General features: G+C 32.9%; 21 protein-coding genes and 1 tRNA gene. 4 read left to right on the top strand and 18 right to left on the bottom strand.

The window, feature by feature from the left end:
• Nucleotides 1–281 precede the first annotated feature (281 nt).
• Together JJD95_RS05780 and JJD95_RS05785 are read left to right on the top strand one after the other, a co-directional pair.
• Complete coding sequence (locus JJD95_RS05780; protein ID WP_291641264.1) at nucleotides 282–1,655, top strand: Mur ligase family protein; 1,374 nt, start codon at nucleotides 282–284, stop codon at nucleotides 1,653–1,655.
• A gap of 88 nt (nucleotides 1,656–1,743) precedes the next feature.
• Nucleotides 1,744–2,031, top strand: coding sequence for a hypothetical protein (locus tag JJD95_RS05785; protein ID WP_291641266.1), 288 nt, complete (start codon nucleotides 1,744–1,746; stop codon nucleotides 2,029–2,031).
• Between the two features lie 100 nt (nucleotides 2,032–2,131).
• Here the strand turns inward: JJD95_RS05785 and JJD95_RS05790 are convergent, their stop codons facing one another.
• Genes JJD95_RS05790 through JJD95_RS05800 form a run of 3 tightly spaced genes read right to left on the bottom strand, consistent with a single transcriptional unit; the run spans nucleotide 2,132 to nucleotide 4,085 of the window.
• On the bottom strand, nucleotides 2,132–2,845 hold the full coding sequence (locus tag JJD95_RS05790; RefSeq protein ID WP_291641268.1) for a hypothetical protein: 714 nt from the start codon (nucleotides 2,843–2,845) through the stop codon (nucleotides 2,132–2,134).
• 12 nt (nucleotides 2,846–2,857) lie between these two features.
• On the bottom strand, nucleotides 2,858–3,721 hold the full coding sequence (locus JJD95_RS05795) for an ATP-binding cassette domain-containing protein (RefSeq protein WP_291641270.1): 864 nt from the start codon (nucleotides 3,719–3,721) through the stop codon (nucleotides 2,858–2,860).
• Nucleotides 3,708–4,085: a GntR family transcriptional regulator gene (locus JJD95_RS05800; RefSeq protein ID WP_291641272.1), complete on the bottom strand. Its 378-nt coding sequence runs from the start codon at nucleotides 4,083–4,085 to the stop codon at nucleotides 3,708–3,710. Before JJD95_RS05800 ends, JJD95_RS05795 begins: the two co-directional genes overlap by 14 nt.
• A gap of 405 nt (nucleotides 4,086–4,490) precedes the next feature.
• Here JJD95_RS05800 and JJD95_RS05805 point away from each other — a divergent pair, with 405 nt between their 5' ends.
• Nucleotides 4,491–5,120, top strand: a complete 630-nt coding sequence (locus tag JJD95_RS05805; protein WP_291641274.1) for an ankyrin repeat domain-containing protein — start codon at nucleotides 4,491–4,493, stop codon at nucleotides 5,118–5,120.
• Between the two features lie 145 nt (nucleotides 5,121–5,265).
• Here JJD95_RS05805 and JJD95_RS05810 read toward each other — a convergent pair whose 3' ends face one another.
• From JJD95_RS05810 to JJD95_RS05835, 6 genes are all read right to left on the bottom strand, one after another.
• The gene (locus tag JJD95_RS05810) at nucleotides 5,266–6,189 is read right to left on the bottom strand and encodes a multicopper oxidase domain-containing protein (RefSeq protein ID WP_291641276.1); all 924 of its coding nucleotides are present in this window, start codon (nucleotides 6,187–6,189) and stop codon (nucleotides 5,266–5,268) included.
• Between the two features lie 167 nt (nucleotides 6,190–6,356).
• The gene (locus JJD95_RS05815) at nucleotides 6,357–7,448 is read right to left on the bottom strand and encodes an NADH:flavin oxidoreductase (protein WP_291641278.1); all 1,092 of its coding nucleotides are present in this window, start codon (nucleotides 7,446–7,448) and stop codon (nucleotides 6,357–6,359) included.
• 10 nt (nucleotides 7,449–7,458) lie between these two features.
• On the bottom strand, nucleotides 7,459–8,622 hold the full coding sequence (locus JJD95_RS05820; RefSeq protein WP_291641280.1) for an iron-containing alcohol dehydrogenase: 1,164 nt from the start codon (nucleotides 8,620–8,622) through the stop codon (nucleotides 7,459–7,461).
• A 32-nt stretch (nucleotides 8,623–8,654) separates the two neighbouring features.
• A complete protein-coding gene (locus JJD95_RS05825; RefSeq protein ID WP_291641282.1) occupies nucleotides 8,655–9,209 on the bottom strand; it encodes a nitroreductase family protein in 555 nt (184 codons plus the stop codon).
• Nucleotides 9,210–9,278: 69 nt separating this feature from the next.
• A complete protein-coding gene (locus tag JJD95_RS05830; RefSeq protein ID WP_291641284.1) occupies nucleotides 9,279–9,566 on the bottom strand; it encodes a putative quinol monooxygenase in 288 nt (95 codons plus the stop codon).
• Nucleotides 9,567–9,591: 25 nt separating this feature from the next.
• Nucleotides 9,592–10,098, bottom strand: coding sequence for a nitroreductase family protein (locus JJD95_RS05835; protein ID WP_291641286.1), 507 nt, complete (start codon nucleotides 10,096–10,098; stop codon nucleotides 9,592–9,594).
• Nucleotides 10,099–10,315: 217 nt separating this feature from the next.
• Between JJD95_RS05835 and JJD95_RS05840 the strand changes: the two genes are divergently transcribed.
• Nucleotides 10,316–10,675, top strand: coding sequence for a helix-turn-helix domain-containing protein (locus JJD95_RS05840; protein ID WP_291641288.1), 360 nt, complete (start codon nucleotides 10,316–10,318; stop codon nucleotides 10,673–10,675).
• 468 nt (nucleotides 10,676–11,143) lie between these two features.
• On the opposite strand, the gene JJD95_RS05845 is transcribed toward JJD95_RS05840, so the two are convergent.
• The 9 genes from JJD95_RS05845 to JJD95_RS05885 form a co-directional block, all read right to left on the bottom strand.
• A tRNA-Ser gene (locus JJD95_RS05845) sits at nucleotides 11,144–11,235 on the bottom strand.
• 144 nt (nucleotides 11,236–11,379) lie between these two features.
• A complete protein-coding gene (locus tag JJD95_RS05850) occupies nucleotides 11,380–13,815 on the bottom strand; it encodes a heavy metal translocating P-type ATPase (protein ID WP_291641290.1) in 2,436 nt (811 codons plus the stop codon).
• Between the two features lie 15 nt (nucleotides 13,816–13,830).
• The gene (locus tag JJD95_RS05855) at nucleotides 13,831–14,100 is read right to left on the bottom strand and encodes a metal-sensing transcriptional repressor (RefSeq protein ID WP_291641292.1); all 270 of its coding nucleotides are present in this window, start codon (nucleotides 14,098–14,100) and stop codon (nucleotides 13,831–13,833) included.
• Nucleotides 14,101–14,345: 245 nt separating this feature from the next.
• Entirely contained in the window at nucleotides 14,346–15,107 is a 762-nt protein-coding gene (locus tag JJD95_RS05860; protein ID WP_291641294.1) for a polysaccharide deacetylase family protein, read from the bottom strand.
• Between the two features lie 68 nt (nucleotides 15,108–15,175).
• A complete protein-coding gene (locus JJD95_RS05865) occupies nucleotides 15,176–15,298 on the bottom strand; it encodes a hypothetical protein (protein ID WP_291641296.1) in 123 nt (40 codons plus the stop codon).
• A gap of 222 nt (nucleotides 15,299–15,520) precedes the next feature.
• The gene (locus JJD95_RS05870) at nucleotides 15,521–15,784 is read right to left on the bottom strand and encodes a hypothetical protein (protein WP_291641298.1); all 264 of its coding nucleotides are present in this window, start codon (nucleotides 15,782–15,784) and stop codon (nucleotides 15,521–15,523) included.
• Between the two features lies 1 nt (nucleotide 15,785).
• Nucleotides 15,786–16,010, bottom strand: coding sequence for a MoaD/ThiS family protein (locus JJD95_RS05875; RefSeq protein ID WP_291641299.1), 225 nt, complete (start codon nucleotides 16,008–16,010; stop codon nucleotides 15,786–15,788).
• Nucleotides 16,011–16,039: 29 nt separating this feature from the next.
• Nucleotides 16,040–17,836, bottom strand: coding sequence for an aldehyde ferredoxin oxidoreductase family protein (locus JJD95_RS05880; protein ID WP_291641301.1), 1,797 nt, complete (start codon nucleotides 17,834–17,836; stop codon nucleotides 16,040–16,042).
• A gap of 179 nt (nucleotides 17,837–18,015) precedes the next feature.
• On the bottom strand, nucleotides 18,016–18,199 hold a 184-nt coding region (locus JJD95_RS05885; protein WP_291641303.1), incomplete at its 5' end, for a helix-turn-helix domain-containing protein.

The following is an 18,199-nucleotide window of genomic DNA, read 5'->3' on the forward strand; positions in this document are numbered from 1 at the left end:
ATTAATAATGCAAATAAAACTTCAGTAGGAGTCTGAATCTCCTTCTGAAGTTTTATTTTTTTTGCAACATGGCAGAGAATGATTTAATAACCTATTAGTAGTAACGTTTTGTATAGCTCATTTATATACTATATATATAGTATATAAATAATTTAATTTTAAATTTTAGCACAACCCACAGGTGCTATTTCCAATAAAAGGTACATTACAGACAGGCCATTTATTGGTTCTTATGTTGAAATCCTTAGAGCTAAGAGTGAAGTTATAAAAGAGGTGAATACTTGAAAACTTTCCAAATAAGTGAAATAAGAAAATTTATAAAAGGTGAATTAATTCAAGGATCTGACAACTTGTTAATTAACAAAGTGATTTATTACCTCAAAGGGGAGGCCCAGCCAAATACTCTTATATTTTTTAAAAATAAATCTCTTATAAATTTTGACTATATTCATGATAATATTTCCATGGCAATTATTACAGATACCATTAGTGAGGAAATAAAGTCTAAAACTCATTGTACAATTATTTTAGTTAAAGATATTAATGTGGCTTACTGGGACTTTGTTGAGTATTATCGAAATCTATTTAACATTCCTGTTATTGCTGTAACTGGTACCTGTGGAAAAACAACAACAAAAGACATGATTAAGTGTATTTTATCGCAACGCTTTAATGTTAAGGGAACTATAAGCACAGCTAATGGGCGTACAGCACATTTGGGATATCTTCTTTCAATGGACGAGTCTACTGAAGTTGGGGTATTTGAAACTGCAGTAGGTGACCCTGGAGATCTCACCTATGCATTTAGATATTTCAGACCTAAAATTGGTGTTATTATGAATATAGGAATAGCTCATCTTCATAGGTGTAAAACATTAGAAGCCTACATCCAAGCAAAACTAGAAATGGTCACTGAACTTTATGATAATGGAATCCTAATTCTTAATGGTGATGACCAAATAATTCAAAAAATAGATTTAACAAAATTCAAAGGCACTATAATATATTTTGGAATTTACCATGCTTCAGATTTCCGAGCATCAAATATTAAATATGGTAAAAATGGTATGCATTTTATTTTATCCTTTGGCAAAAATAAGTATCCAATATTTGTACCAGGCTATGGTGAACATCAAGTTTATAATGCTTTAGGGGCTATTGCTGCTGTCCACCAGATAGGTGTGGATATAGACGAAGCAGCAAAAGGGCTACTAAATCATGAAAATCTTCCCCATCATCATCAATTAGTAGCAGGAATAAATGGTTGCTTAATTCTTGACGATACTTGGCATTCAAATCCTACTTCATTAGAAGCTGCATTTCAAACACTGAATGCTATTGCCAATGAAAAAAAAAGAGTTGCTCTCATTGGTCAAATAAATGGTCTGGGAAGTTATACATTTCCATCAGCTCGTCTTGTAGGTGCTATGATTGCAAAAGAAGGGGTGGATATACTTATTACTGTTGGCCCAACCGCTAAAGAAATTGCAAAAGAAGCTGAACTGAAAGGACTCGTGGGAAAGATTTATGTATTTTCAAATATTAAGCATTTATATCCTTTTATGGAAAAGATATTAGATGAAAACACCATACTACTGGCGAAATGTTGCATGTATGATACTCCTTTTAGAAACTTACTTAAAAAAATAATTTAATTCACCTTGTTGTTATTATTTCATATACTAGCTAGTATCAAAATAATTTATTTATATAAATATGTTTTCTATTGAAAGGAGAGTAAAAATGCCTATAATTATACAATTAATTGAAGATCTTAAAACTCTAATTCCAGGTTTACCATTAAATAACGGTGAACAAAACTCATTAACTGTTAAATTAGATGGTGCTATAGCTGACCTTAGCAAGACTCCTCCAAATGTACCACCTGCATGCGGTAAACTAAAGGCTTTTGCTAATCAAGTGCAAGCATTTATTCAATCATCAAACCTTACGCAAGCACAGGGTCAACCACTAATTGATGATGTGAATGTTATAAGAACAGAACTTGGATGTTTTCAATACGAAAAATAATTATCATCCATTTCCATTAAGAAATTCTACTTAAAGGACTCTAGCATAAACTGCTAGAGCCCTTCATATTGGCGGGGAGATGGTAATAAAGCTACATTAATTATGCCTTTATCTCCGCTTTTCGGATAAGTAGATAATTAAAACCACAGATAATCACAGTACAGAGCAACATGCTAAATGAAGCAATATATGGATTGGGAATACTTCCCGAAAATCCCATGGCTGCTACAATGAATTTTATAATAGATTCAAAGAGTTTTCCGTTGGTTGATTGATTTATAATTGTAAGTAGACCTGAAAGAACAAAAGGTGCAAAGGAAATTAGAAAAGACATTCGTTTGCTGCTTCGATAATAAGCCATACTTATAAACCAACCGCTTACTATAAGTAGGTAAAATACAGTAATAAACCAAACAACGCTAGCCATAACGCTATAATTATTATAAAATATTGTATAAAGGACAAAAATCTTTATATTCATTCTGCTTATTATAGAAAGTATTAGTGTAATTATTACTGCCCAAGCTATAGATGCAATTGCCATAGAAAGAATATTGGCCCAAAATAAGCTCTTTCGTGAGACAGCATTTGCCAGCATAAATTTGAAACTAGCCATGAAAGCAACAATTCCAATAATGAATATGAATATAAAAGCTACCAAGTCACTACTTCCTGCAAGGACACCAGATCCTGGAAATAAATAGGTGACAGTAATTGATATTAAAATATTAAAAGCTATAACTGAAAGACATATAAAACTTGCTGTTTTAAACGTCATTAGCTGATACTTTGTAGCTCTAAAAATATTACTCATAATTGTACCTCCTTAAGAATTGGTTAGACCGATAATTAACTCTTGTAGCCCTACAGATGCTATTTTAAGACCTAATTCTTTAGTAACCTCATTATCTTTGCTATCGCGATTTTGATATATGGTAGTCGTTTTAAAATTTCCCATTGTTTCTTCCTTGATAATATTTTTGCCCTTTGTGTACACTTCAACATTTTTGGCATCACCGGATACTGTATATCCTAGTTTCAAAACTTTGTCTACGGGCTCTGCAAGTGCGATTTCACCATCCTTAATAATAATTATCTCTTCCAAAATGTCCGCGATTTCGTCAATCAAGTGTGTAGATACAACAATAGTTTTAGGTTGCTCACTATAATTTTTGATGAGCTCCCTGTAAAAAAGCTCTCTGTTGTTTGCATCAAGTCCTAATACTGGTTCATCGAATAAAATAACAGAAGCTTCTGAAGCTAGTGCAAGTATCAATTTAAAAATTGAATTATAACCAGTTGAAAGACTTTTAATTTTTTTATTTACGTCAAGCTTAAACTTAGCAGTAAGCTCATAAGCATATGTCATATCAAAGCTCGTATAAAATTCCTTTGTCCATTTAAAACCTTCCTTAACCTTCATATACTCTGGATAAATGTTTTTTTCATTCATGCAGAAGATCTTCCCTTGTGCAATATCATTTTCCAATGCGGTTTCACCATCAATTAGAACCTGACCAGAACTCGGAAAAATTTTATTAGTTATAATGTTTAAAAGTGTAGTTTTACCAGCACCGTTCCTTCCCATAAGTCCATATATTTTATTGGGCTCAAGAGTCAAAGAGACATTTTTTAATGCTATTGTTTTGTTGAAATGTTTTGATATATTTTTAATTTCAATCCTGCTCATTATGGCAACCCCTTTCTATTAAGGCAATAATTTCACCTTTGCTGATGTCTAAGTTTTTAGCTTCCTCTAAAAGAGATAATATATAACTTTCATAAAAAACGTTTTTTCGTTTGGTTATTATTTTATCCCTGGCTCCAGTACTCACAAACATTCCAATACCACGCTTTTTGTATATGATGTCCTCATCCACGAGCAGGTTTACACCGCGGTTTGCAGTGGCTGGATTTATTTTAAACTTAATCGCTACCTCAGTAGTAGATGGAATTTGCGTCTCTTCTTCAAATATACCTTTGAGTATATTATTTTCAAGTTCTTCCGCAAATTGCAGGAAAATGGGCTTTTCACCACTCGTATTAAGTTGCATTTAAACACCACCTTCATATTCATAATATTATTATATAGTATAATTACTTTGTCAATTGGTTAGTTGCTTATGTAACTAACTATATAACACTGGAAACTATATGTCAAGACAAATAAATAAAATTACCGTAAATTTCAATAGCTAATTCCATACCACTAATAGCAAAGCCCCTCCATTTTTAGTTTGGAGGGGCTTTTATAAAATCAAAATACGATTAAAATCTTTGCACATAAAACACCTTTTCATAAGTATTCTAAAATATTATGAATTCTATAAAGTATGAACTTAGGTTACATTTTAACCATGATATGATAAACTGATTATAAAGATAAAAATCTAACATCAGCGGCTAGTTTTTTTTATGTTTAAGCATAAAAAATTTTTAAATAACTGGAGGTAAACAACATGAAAATATTCAGTAAGATATTCTTTACAGAACCTAACACAATTTATAGGTATATTGAAGAAGGTAAGATAGATGAAATAAAGGATTATTTGAATGGACCTAAGAATTTAAATTCTGACTTTGAACTTGAAAGTATACTTCATTATGCCATTAATAATAGTGAAAATAACTATTTTAAAACAATTGAGCTTTTAATAAATAACGGTGCTGATATTAATAGTCATCACAGTGAATTCTTGGAAACTCCTCTTCATAAACTTTGTGCAAGAGGAAACCCTCAAATAGATGTAATAACTATGATACTTAAAAAAGGAGCTAAAGCTAATGCCGTCAACATATCCGGTAAGACTCCCATATTTCACTGTAGCCTTAATTACTCTGTGGAGCTTCTTACTCTCCTTGTGAAATATGGAGCAGATATTAATATAAGGGACAAATATAAAAATACACTTCTCCACGATGATTATATTAACTGTTATGATGAACGTTTCGAAGAATTTTTAATAGCTCTCATTAATATAGGGTTTGATATAAATTCAAAAAATACTACAGGATTAACTCCCTTGGATTATTGTGAAAATAAAAAAATTAAAAATATTTTAATAAAATACGGTGCTAAAAAACAATAAAAAAGGAGATCTTTCCTGAAAAACAAAATTGACCATTTGTTGAACTATACCTTTGTATCCATTTGTTTTTTTATTGATTATGATAGTAACGTGAATTTTTCATTTTCCATATACAATTGATGGGTATGACCTCGGAGGTGTAAATTTAACATGTAGCTTTCTTCATATATTTAGCAGCATCAAACCCTTTATAAACTATTGCTGTAGTCATACCTCCAAGAGGAAGTGTTTTATTATTACTTACATGATGAGGAATATGACAGTGAAGTGGCCAATAACCAGGATTGTTTGCTTTAAATATAATATCCCTTGTAGTTCCTGATGAAATTAATATAGTATTTTTAAGAAGTCTGATGGCTTTTGGGATAGTATTTCCATCTGTTGCAGCTTCTGAAAATTGGTGGCCATGGAAATGAATAGGATGATTATCAAGACCTATATTACCAAATCTTATCCTAACATTATCTCCTTCATTTATTTCTAAAGGCGTCGTATAAGGAAAACATCTTCCATTCATCATAAAGAAATTCTCTTCCATAGAAAAGGGCTTTGTATTATAAACTCCTTTTTCTAATAAGAACGGTTGAATATCAATAGCATACCCACTCAACATAATAAAAAAATCCTTTTGTATGTCTTTTTCATCGGGGTCCAAAATAATAAAGCCTCCTTCAAGCCCCATTAGGTCCTGTAATATCGTATGAAAGTGTGAATGATACATATGTGTTCCTGGAGGATTAACTATCTTAAATCTATAATCAAAATAACATCCGGGATTAATTTTTGGCGATGGTTCTATATCTGGAACTCCGTCCATATTATTGAGTACATCTAATCCATGCCAATGAACACTTGTGGGCTGAGGCAGCCTATTATAAACCCTAATACAAACTTCTTCGCCTGGGAAAGCAAATATAGTTGGTCCAGGGGTACAGCCATTATAACCCCAAACATTCATAAAAATTCCTGGTAAAATTTCTTTCATCACTGGTTCAGCAACTAGTTCATAATATCTAACATTATTTTTTACAAAACAAGGTAAATTAGGAGTATCAGGTGTAATTACCATATTAACCTCCAGTATATATTAATCTATTAAAATATATGATTAACATACGTTATTCATGAATAGTATTTTTTATAAGCACTGTAAATGTAGACGATGTCACTTTCCCTAATAAATAAAAGCCGCACAAAATTGTGCGGCTTAACTTAATGCTTTTATAATTTAACCATTCACTTATTCCTGTTAAATATACATGAATTCCCCTGAATATCTCTGCATTTACCACAAGAAATACATTTTGACTTGGTATTATCTTCTCCAGCCCATCTATTTATTAAATCGGATTCACTCAAAAATGGTCTAGATAGTGAGAAATATGAAATTTTAGTATTATCCAGTATATCCTGCATTAAGTTAAGTGATCTATTACCACCAACTAAAATGACAGGCACATTTACTTCTTCCGCTATCTCTGCAGCATACTTTCTAAAATATGATTCATTTTCTAAATATTTAAGTCCTTTTTCTCTTACGGTTCTATCTTCTGTTTTAGCTCCTACAACCCCACTGATTTCTATAGCATCAATTCCAAGGTCTTCTAATCTCTTGCATACATATTTACAGTCTTCAAAAGAAAAACCATCTTCTATAAAATCAGAGCAATTAATTTTAATTAGCACAGGAAAATCATTCCCGACTTTTTCTCGTACGGCTACTAGAGTTTCAAAAATAATTCTTGCTCTATTTTCAATATTTCCACCATACTCATCAGTTCTTTTATTGTAATGAGGGCTTAAAAACTGACTGTAAATATATCCATGGGCAGCATGAAATTGTACTCCATCAAATCCTGATTTTTTAGCTCTGAGAGAAGCATCTGCAAAACTTTCAATAAGAGATCTTATCTCTTCCTTTGTAGCTTCCTTAGGAGTAACACCATATATACTATGAGCTACGGCTGACGGTCCTAATATGATTCTCTCACCTACATTAAAGTTAGTTTGAGAACCACCATATGCAATTTGCAATACTATGTTTGTATCAAACTTATGGATTTTATCTGTAAATCCTTTGTATTCTTCAATAAATGAATCATTATAAATCCCCATCATTCCGGGATTGGGCTGTTCATCTTCTGTAACAAAAGCATAGCCTGTTATGATTGTCCCTACTCCGCCTTTCGCAAGATTTTCATATACATTATATAGCTTTTCTGTCATATGGCCTTGGTTATCCGCCATGTCTTCCCATGTAGCTGATCTAAAAAATCTGTTTTTTAGATTCATATTGCTTAAAATAGTATTATCAAATAATCTTTTCATATTGCCTCCATTATAGCGCAGCTCTATATATATTTAACACATCCTGTGCATCTAAAGGCTTGAAACTTCCAAGCTTTCCACGTGCAGTAGCTTGCTTTGCCATTTCTTCTAATTTCTCTTTCTCAATTCCAACTTCTCTTAATGAAGAAGGAATTCCTAAGGATACAAAATATTCTTTTGTCTTTTTGATAGCATTATAAGCAATTTCATATCCATCACCAATAGGATCAAGTCCCCAAACATTAGCTCCATATTCAACAAATTTGTTTACTGTATTATCATTTAAGGCGTATTCCATCCAATGTGGTGTTAAAATTGCAAGACCAACTCCATGAGTAATATCATAGAATGCACTTAATTCATGTTCCATTGCATGAACACTCCACTCGGTTTCTTTTCCATAGCTTAAAAGGCCATTAATAGCAATGCTGGAAGACCACATTAAATTTGCCCTAGCTTCATAATTTTCAGGTTCATCTATAGCTTTTGAACCATAATTTATACAGGTTTTAAGAAGTGCTTCTGCCATTCTATTCTGTAAATATGCTTCTTTTGTGTTGCTAAAGTAGACTTCGAAAACATGACTCATTATATCTGCTGTACCTGCTGCTGTTTGATTCTTAGGTACTGAAAATGTATAAGAAGGATCAAGTATTGAAAACTTTGGTGCCATGTCTTTATGTCCTGTGGCTAGCTTTTCACTAGTATCTAAATTTGTAACAACTGCCCCAGCATCCATTTCAGAACCAGTAGCAGCTAGTGTTAATATACTTGCAATTGGAAGCACTTTATCTATTTTTCTTGGATCAACAACAATGTCCCATGCATCTCCATCATAGTAACAGCCTGCGCCTATAACCTTTGCGCAGTCAATTGAGCTTCCACCGCCTACAGCAAGTATAAGTTCTATTTTATTATCTCTGCATATTTCAATTCCTTTTCTTACGCTTGATATTCTTGGGTTAGGTTCAACGCCTGCTAGTTCCCAAAAACTGATACCGTTTGTGTTTAAAATACCGGTAATCTTATCATATAATCCATTTTTCTTTATGCTTCCTCCACCGTAAACAAGCAGCACTTTAGACCCATAACCCTTTACCTTTTCTGCAAGTACATCTATTTTATCTCGTCCAAAAAATATTTCGGTTGGTATTGAATAATTAAAATTCAGCATGATTATCGCTCCTTATGAATTAAACACATATATTATCTTATATAGTTGATAACTTCTCTATTTCGTTTTGATGACCCTAAAACACCATCATTTTCTTTATAACCGACTGCTACAGCATAAAATGGCTCATATCCATCCGGTAATTTTAATTTTTTAACATCGTCATTAAGTGTAAAGAAAAACTTAACGAGCCCTACCCATACAGTTCCTAATCCTATACTTTCGGCGGCTATCAGCATATTTTCAATTGCTGCTGAACAATCAACCAAAGACGAACCAACCTCTTTTTTGCCCGAAACAATAATGACAGTAGGAGCATTATATAATAGATTCACTGGATTTCTACCAATATTTACTATGCTCTCATTATCGCTTTGGAGCATCACTTCTTTTGACTTATCACTAATAAAGCTGATCATATCTCTATCTTGTATTACTGTAAAATGCCACGATTGTGAGTTGTTTGCACTGGGGGCTTGTATACCTGCCTCTAATAATGTTTGTAATTCTTCTTCACTGATTTGTTCCTCTTTATACTTCCTTGTGCTTCTTCTATTTTTTATTGATTTAAGCACCTCATTTTCCATTCCTGTCCACTCCTTCATTAATATTTAAATTGAATCAAATCTTGTTTTGTCTCAAAGATTCATAGGATCTTAAATCACCTTTTTGCAAATATTCAGTTCAGGCTTTTGATCCATACATTCACTCATTTGTGGAACTATTTTTTTAAAATGCTCTGAAGACATATGTTTATTCGCGGCTTCAATTGTTTCCCACTCTTCTATCATGATTAAAATATTTGGATTTTTCTCATCCTGATACATTTCATACTTTATACATCCGTCCTCTTTTACTGTTGTTTCCACTAATACCTTTGCTAACTCTAAAACTTTCTCAATTTTATTTTCTTTAGCAAAGTTTTTCGCTATAACCTTTATCATAAAATTCCACTCCTCAATTTATAATTTATTTCCAATTTTCATAATGAACTCTTGTTGCATCAAATCTATCTACAAATTCATTTTTCTGACCATCCGGATATCCTACCGGAATTAATGCAAAAGCTTCAATACCTTCAGGCAACCCAAACATTTCCTTTATATAATTCATCCTTTCTTGGACAGGTGCAATTCCAAGCCAAACTGCCCCGAGTTCTAAATTCACTGCTTCTAAAAGAAGATTTTCTGCAGCAGCTCCCATATCTTGTGGTATGCAAGGAGCGAACGTCACTCCTTCTTTTCTTGATAAAAGCACAATTGTAACTGCTGAATTTGCAACCATTTTTGAATACGGACTTGCATCAGATAGTTTTTTCAACTTCTCCTTATCCTCAACGACTATAAATTCCCAAGGCTGTTGGTTTGCTGCTGATGGTGCCTGCATTGCCGCTCTTAAAAGTTTTTCAATCTTTTCCTTTTCAACTGGCTTATCCTCATATTTTCTTATGCTTCTTCTGTTAAAAATCGCTTCCATTTATATTATCTCCTTATAAAACAAATTTTATTTTTCTCTTGTTTAGTATAACCCAAATCTTAATTTGAAATCTTTATTACCCATTAAGTGATATTGTTTTTTTACATGTTGTATGATATGATTATACTACAACAATCATAAATCACAAGTACGCACTTTTTTATCATATAGTATACAAAAGGATACCATGTAATTTTGAAAATATGGAGGTTATAAAATGTCAGTTTTGAATGATAAATACAGTTGTTCAATGGAACTAACTATGGATTTAATCGGTGGTAAATGGAAAATTAGAATTCTTTGGTATTTAAATATGGGTACTAAAAGATATTCTGAACTTAAAAAATTGATTCCTGATATTACCCCAAAAATGCTTACAACTCAACTCCGAGAGATGGAACGTGACAATTTGCTAACAAGGAAAGTATATCCAGTAGTGCCGCCAAAAGTTGAATATTCTATAACGGAATATGGAAGGGGTTTGCAAAGTACGCTTGAAGAAATGTGCAAATGGGGCAATAAATATGCTATTGATCATGATATTAAATTGCTTTGTGATAATATAAATACTATTTAGATATTTTCTCTTCTATGTATGAAATATGTTAAACTAAAAGCAAAAGTTTACTTATAATTTTTTGCTTTTTTATATCAACTATATAACTTAATCCCTAAGAATACAGAATTAATCGAAATATGTTTAAAGAAGCTTTTGATAACCAACAATATAGACTAAATCAAACAATTTTACAGACATAATTACTATAAAAAAATTAATGTTATCATTCAACGAAATATCATATTTTTTACATATTAAAAGGGCTCTAGCAGTTTTGCTAGAGCCCTTAATATTGGCGGAGAGAGGGGGATTCGATTGCTGCTACGCATCAATTACGTCGACACCCGGTCCGGGTCCTGTCTCTGTGCGTATAGCTAAAAATGTGATAACATCACATTTTCTTAACGCCATGCGCCCTCACGGGTTCAAATCCCCCTTATAAATTAACGTAATAAAGAACTCACCTCACAGCGAGTTCTTTAACTTTGGCGGAGAGAGGGAGATTCGAACTCCCGGAACGGAATAACCCGTTCGCCTGTTTTCGAGGCAGGTACCTTCGGCCACTCGGACATCTCTCCATGTATTTAATTGCTTTTTTATTATAACACATTTGAATTACTAAACAAAGCCTACGATTACTTTTTATCCAAATAAACCACATAAAAGCCCAAGTACTATTTTCAAATAATACTTGAGCTTCTTAGATTTTCATTAAAAACGTTCTACTTTACCGGCTTAAACCCCTTTAATCTCAATGCATTTGTTAAAACAGAAACAGAACTAAAACTCATTGCAAGAGCTGCAATAATTGGATTTAGAAGTGGTCCTCCAAATAAATGTAGTACTCCCATTGCAACTGGTATTCCCAGTGCATTGTATCCAAATGCCCAAAACAAATTTTGCTTTATATTTGTTATAGTTTTCTTACTTAATTGTAGCGCTGTAGGTACATCCATTAAATCGCTTCTCATAAGAACTATATCTGCAGATTCCATTGCAACGTCTGTACCTGATCCTATAGCTATACCTATATCAGCTTGCGCTAGTGCAGGTGCATCATTAATTCCATCTCCAACCATTGCAACTTTTTTACCTTCCGCTTGAAGTTTTTTAACCTCATTTGCCTTGTCCTCAGGCAAAACTTCAGCTAGTATTCTATCAATGCCAACCTGCTCTGCAATAGCTGTTGCTGTCCTCTTGTTATCACCAGTTATCATGGCAACTTCTATTCCCATACTATGAAGTCTTTCTATAGCCTTTTTACTATTTTCTTTAACCGTGTCTGCAACTGCAATTATTCCGCTTAACTTATTTTCTATAGCGATATACATTGGAGTTTTACCTTCTTCTGCAAGTCTGTTTGAAACTTCCTCTAAATTATCTAAAGAGATTTCTCTTTCTATCATAAGTTTTTTATTACCAAGTAATATTTTATTACCTTCTATACTAACTTCTATTCCATAACCAGGTATAGCTTTAAATTTATCTACCTTCTTAAATTCTATTGATTTTTCTTCTGCATCCTTAACTATAGCTTCACCTAATGGATGTTCAGATCCTTTTTCAGCTGAGGCTGCTACTTGAAGTAAAAATGAATCAGTAATGCCTTCTGCAGTAACTATATCAGTTACCTTTGGTTTTCCTTCAGTGAGCGTTCCCGTCTTATCAAATACTATAGTTTGAATTTTATGTGCAGTTTCAAGTGCTACACCACTTTTTATAAGTACTCCATATTCCGCACCTTTTCCTGTTCCCACCATTATTGCTGTAGGTGTAGCAAGTCCTAGAGCACAAGGGCAGGCTATTACAAGTACAGAAATGAATATTGTTAACGAAAACACTCCCGTTTCTCCAGATATAAACCAAGCTAATGAGGAAACTAAGGCAAGACCTATAACCACTGGTACAAAATAACTTGATATAATATCCGCCATTGCAGCTATCGGAGCTTTTGAACCTTGAGCATTTTCAACTAAAGTTATTATTTGTGACAGTGCCGTATCTTTTCCAACTTTAGTTACTTTATACTTGATAGATCCATTTTTATTTATACTTGCGCCAATTATATTATGTCCAATACTTTTTTCCACTGGCATACTCTCACCTGTTAGCATTGACTCATCTACGGATGTAGTTCCATCTACAACTTCACCATCTACTGGCATTTTCTCGCCTGGCCTCACTACTACTATATCTCCAACTTCTACTTCATCTATTGGAATCTCTATTTCTATATTATCGCGAGTTATTCTAGCTGTTTTTGGAGCAAGACCCATAAGTTTTTTGATTGCCTCAGATGTTTTTCCTTTAGTTACTGATTCCAAATATTTACCAAGCGTTATAAGTGTAAGTATTACACCTGCAGACTCAAAATACATTTCATAACCATTTTCACCTGCAAGGATTTTAGTTACAGCAAATAAACTATACAGAAATGCTGCTGATGTTCCAATTGATATTAATGAATCCATATTGGGACTTAATCTAAATAATGATTTAAATCCAACTATATAATATTTTCTCCCTGTATACAATATCGGTAGAACAAGTGCTAATTGTAGAAGAGCATAAACCTTCATATGCATCATTGGGTTAATAGCTTCAGGCAAACTAATAATCATAGGTATCATAGCAACTAGTAAAAGTGGGACTCCAAAAATTGCAGATATTAAAAACCTATTCCATAGAGCCTTTATATCTTTTTCTTTTTTTACTTTATCAAGGTCTACATTACTAACATCCTCTACAGCCTTATATCCTGATTTCTCAATTACCTTCTTTATATCTGCCGTTCGAACTAATGCTGATTCAAAAGATATAGTTAATTTTTCAGTGGCAAAATTTACATTTGATTCTACTACTCCGGGTAGTTTTTTAGTTACTCTTTCTATATTCTTTGCACATGCCGCACAAGTCATTCCCTCTAGTTTTAATGTTTTAGTGGTTGTTGGGACTAATATTTTGTACCCAGCTTTTTCAACTGCACTTTGTATATCTTCTAATTTAATTTTTGATTCATCATAATTTATATTTAATTTTTCGGTAGCAAAATTTACGTTTGCTTCCTCAACTCCTGGCAGCTTTTTTGAAACTCTTTCTATAGCCTTAGCACATGCTGCACATGTCATTCCTTCTATTTTAAGTGTTTTATTTCCCATAATACATTCCTCCAATTATTTATTGCCAATTAATTTAGCAAGCAAATCAATTATCTCATCAACTTTATCCTCACCTGTATTATTAATAAATGCATCTTTTACGCAATGATTAAGATGCTGTTTCAAAATTAACATATTTGCTTTTTTAAGTAGAGATTGTGCTGCAATTATTTGATTCGATACATCAATACAATATCTACCGTCTTCCATCATCTTGATTATCCCATCAATTTGTCCCTTAGATGTCTTAAGAGACCTCATTGCTTGTTCTTGATCTTTATTCAATTTAATCCCTCCTTTTGTATGTTTTCTATAATATATAAGTTTTATACCCATCCCTATAGGGGGGAGGGGTCAATTTAAAAAATATAGATTTGTTGATATTTTTTTCTATAGCTTTATAATACCATACTTTTATGTAGATTTTATAAAGAAATACCTAAATGCTTTTAAATATTATTATTGATATTAAAAAAAAATTGATGGTAGTTTTTTCTCTATAATTATATTCATAGTTATAACTCCTTTTTTTATTTTTTTATTGGAAAGTAAAGTTCTGGTGTATCCTCAGAAATAATTTTGAATTCATAACCTTTTTCTTTATAATATTTGATTATATTAGGCAATGCTTTGCATGAATTTTTATGCATATAGTCACAATGTAAAAGTAATATAATTGGGGATAGTTTTTCATTGCCTTCTGTAGCATCTCTATATATTCGATTTGGAGATGTATTTGAATTTATTCCATCTGAAGTTACCATATTCCAATCATATATTTTAAAATTATAACTATGCAATGTATTCAGATAAGAATTAGTCAGGCGCTTGCTACTTCCTCCAGGAAACCTAATTATATTAGGTGAAATTCCAGTTAATCTATATATTTCATTACGACAATCTAGCATTTCCTTAATAAACATATCTCTACTCGAATAAATACGTTTAAATTTATGCGTATAGGTATGCAAGCCAATACTATGTCCATCATTATGAGTTCTCTTTATCACTTCCTCAAAACCATTAATTTGATTCCCAATAATAAAAAAAGTGGCTTTAACATCATTTTCTTTTAAGATGTCCAAAACTTTATCTGTAAGTATGCTAGGACCGTCATCAAAAGTTAAATAGATTACTTTCTTTTCCTGATTAACATCTTTTATAGATGTATTAAAGTCTTTAATTGCCCTCGTAGAATTTTGTATTTCAATACCCATAACATTTTCTTTATAGGCTAAAACAATAAAAAATGCAGCTACAAAGTATAAAAGATATTTTAATTTATTTTTCAATTATTCCTCTCCTTTTTATTGAATTGCTTTCGAATGTAGTTTAAGTCATAAACATAAATTTAATTCATTTAATTTAAAATAAAATATACAACAATAATTCCTATAGAAAGAACTATGGCTGCTGCCATGCCAGCTTCAGACCCAAATGCTCTCCCTGTAAACCATTCTGCACCTGTTAACTTTAAATTCATTAAGCTACCTGATGCTACCTCTTGTCCACTTACCTCAAAGCCAAAAACATTCCCTTGAGTCCAGTTCCACGCCGCATGAAGTCCACAAACTGCGATTTATGTGGCAGTCACCCAACCATAACTACACTTACTGAATATGATAATTCCTGTGAAACTAATAAAAATAAGGGAACCAGCTAATTTAACGCTGATTCCCTTATTTTTCTCTGAAATAATATTCTTTTACCCACCAGCTGTTAAAAACTTCAAACGAAAGGCAGCCAGCATTTGCTCTGAAATATCTTTTCTACATCGCAATATAACTATTGTAGCTGGAATTTTAAGCGAGCCTAATATAACTAACTTTTCCTTAGATATTTCAGCCTGCCACCCTTGTGAAGTGAATTTTTCACCATCAACAGCTTCGCCACCAATACTAATAAAATAATCTACTATCTCTATCCTTTTCATGCCTCTCATCTCTAAGGTCTTCTCAACATACTCCAAATTAGCCACCACCAACTGGTGGGAACAGTGCTATTAGATCAGACTCTATAAGTGGCTTGTCAAATTGCCCATCGCGACCATTTACAAGTAAAATAGCAACCTCGGACTTTTCTATCCTTAAAATAGCAATAACATCTTCTGGAGTTTTACCCGAATCCAGTTCCAAAACCTGAATTTTATCTCTACCCTCTCTAAAGGTAGCAAATAATTTCACTGTAATTTTCACATTCTCACCTCTCAATCAGAGCTTTGGTATTATAATCCCAATGCTTCTAATTTTTCCTTAGTTGGATTACCACTTTCATCCCAGCCTCGCTCCAGATAATACTCTGGAAGAAGTTCCGCTAATCTGTGTACATTACCTTTAGAAGGTCCTTCTGGAATTGGCTCCTCGAGTAATCTTTTTGGCAATGTATCCTGAGATGCATCTATTCCAGCAGCTAAATTAAATTGTCTTTCAATATTCCAAATTCTGTCTCCCGCTTCAAGTATGGAGTCCGCGGTGTGATCTGTACCACATACTGCATTATACAAATCAGCATAATCAGGAGCTCCCATAGCAAATGATGTAAACAAACATAATCCAAGAGAATCTATAGTTGCAGTTAAATCTTGGAAAATCTTAGTCCAAGTAGCCTTTCCCTCAAGTGAAAATCTATCTAATTTTTGTGGAAGTCCTAATATTTCTGGAGATATCATATATCCTCTTACATGGCACCCACCCCTGTTGGATGTTGCGTATGAAAGCCCTTGACCCTGTATACCTCTTGGATCATAAGCAGGAATTTCAAGTTTCTTAACTGTCATTGAAAGTTCCGCAGCGCCATATGAATCACAAAGTCTGTATGAACCCTCCGCCATTTTTGCTCCGAGTCCTTCTGATTTTCCTATTTTTATTGTCCAATCTAGCATTCCCTGTACATTCCCAAATTCTAGTGGAGTCCCTTCAAGTTCTTCTTCTTTAATATATCCCTTTTGGTAAAGTTCCATTCCAGCCGCAATGGTTGCGCCTACAGAAATTGTATCCATACCATATTCATTACAGAAGTAGTTTGCCTTGCATATTGCATTCATATCAGCTATTCCACAATCCGAACCAAAAGACCAAAGCGTTTCATATTCTGGTCCTCCAACTTCTATACCCATATCTGGTATTTTTACATATCTACCACAAGCGATTGGACATCTATAACAAGGATTTTTTCTAACTAAGATATCTTTAGTCATTGTCTCTCCACTAATGTCATCGGCTTTTTCAAAATAAGACTGCTGGAAATTATTAGTTGGGTGTACACCGTTTTCATTTAGTATATTTACAAGGACTGCAGTTCCGTATGTTGGAAGACCTGCCCCTGTAACCCCATTCTCTTTTATGTTCTTCATCCAAACTTTTGAAACCTCTTTTAGCTTTTCAGTATCTGCTATTTGTGGTTTTAAACTTCCTTTAACCGCAATAGCTTTGAGGTTTTTTGAACCCATAACTGCTCCAACGCCAGAACGACCTGCTGCTCTGTCATACTCATTCATTATGGAACCCATTTTAGATAACCTTTCACCTGCTGGTCCAATAGTCATAACTTTTGATTTATCTGGCATTTCTTTTTTTATAAGATCAGTAGTTTCTGTAACAAGTTTTCCCCAAAGACTGCTTGCATCCTTTATTTCTACCTTATCGTCAATTATTGTTAAGTAAACTGGTGAATCTGCTTTGCCTTCAAGTATAATTATGTCATAACCTGTAGCTTTAAATTCAGCTCCCCAGTGGCCACCTGAATTTGAACAAGCAATTGTTCCTGATTGTGGTGATTTTGTAACTACCATATATCTTCCACCAGTTGGTACAGGAGTACCTGTTAACGGTCCTGTTATAATTATAAGTTTATTTTCAGGACTTAATGGATCAACCATAGGATCTACTTCATCCATAAATATTTTTGTTCCGAGTCCTCTACCACCAATAAATTTTTTAGCCATTTCTAAGTCAAGTGCTTCAACCTTAACCGTTCTATCTTTTAAATTAATTCTTAATATTTTACCATTATAACCATACATAATAATTCCTCCTCCATACATTTTGTACTACATGTATATATACAGAGCAAGATTGATGCCAAGTTAAAACTAAATGTGATTTATTAAAAGTGTTCATTCTAGTGCGTTTAACTCACATTAAATAAATTATTTTAAAACGGATTTGTTATTGTCCCAATATAGATCACTTTGTCAGCTTTCTACTGTTGCATTTTAGAACAGTGTTCTGTTTCGGGACAATCAATATTATACTTTTCTATTTTTCTATACAGGGAACTTCTTGCAATATCTAATATTTTAGCAGCAAGGCTCATATTACCTTTAACTTCTTTAATAACTTCAGTTATATGTTGTTTTTCCATCTGTTCCAAAGTAATTCCTATA

This window comes from Clostridium sp., from assembly GCF_016650035.1.
Classification (GTDB): Bacteria; Bacillota; Clostridia; order Clostridiales; family Clostridiaceae; genus Clostridium_AD.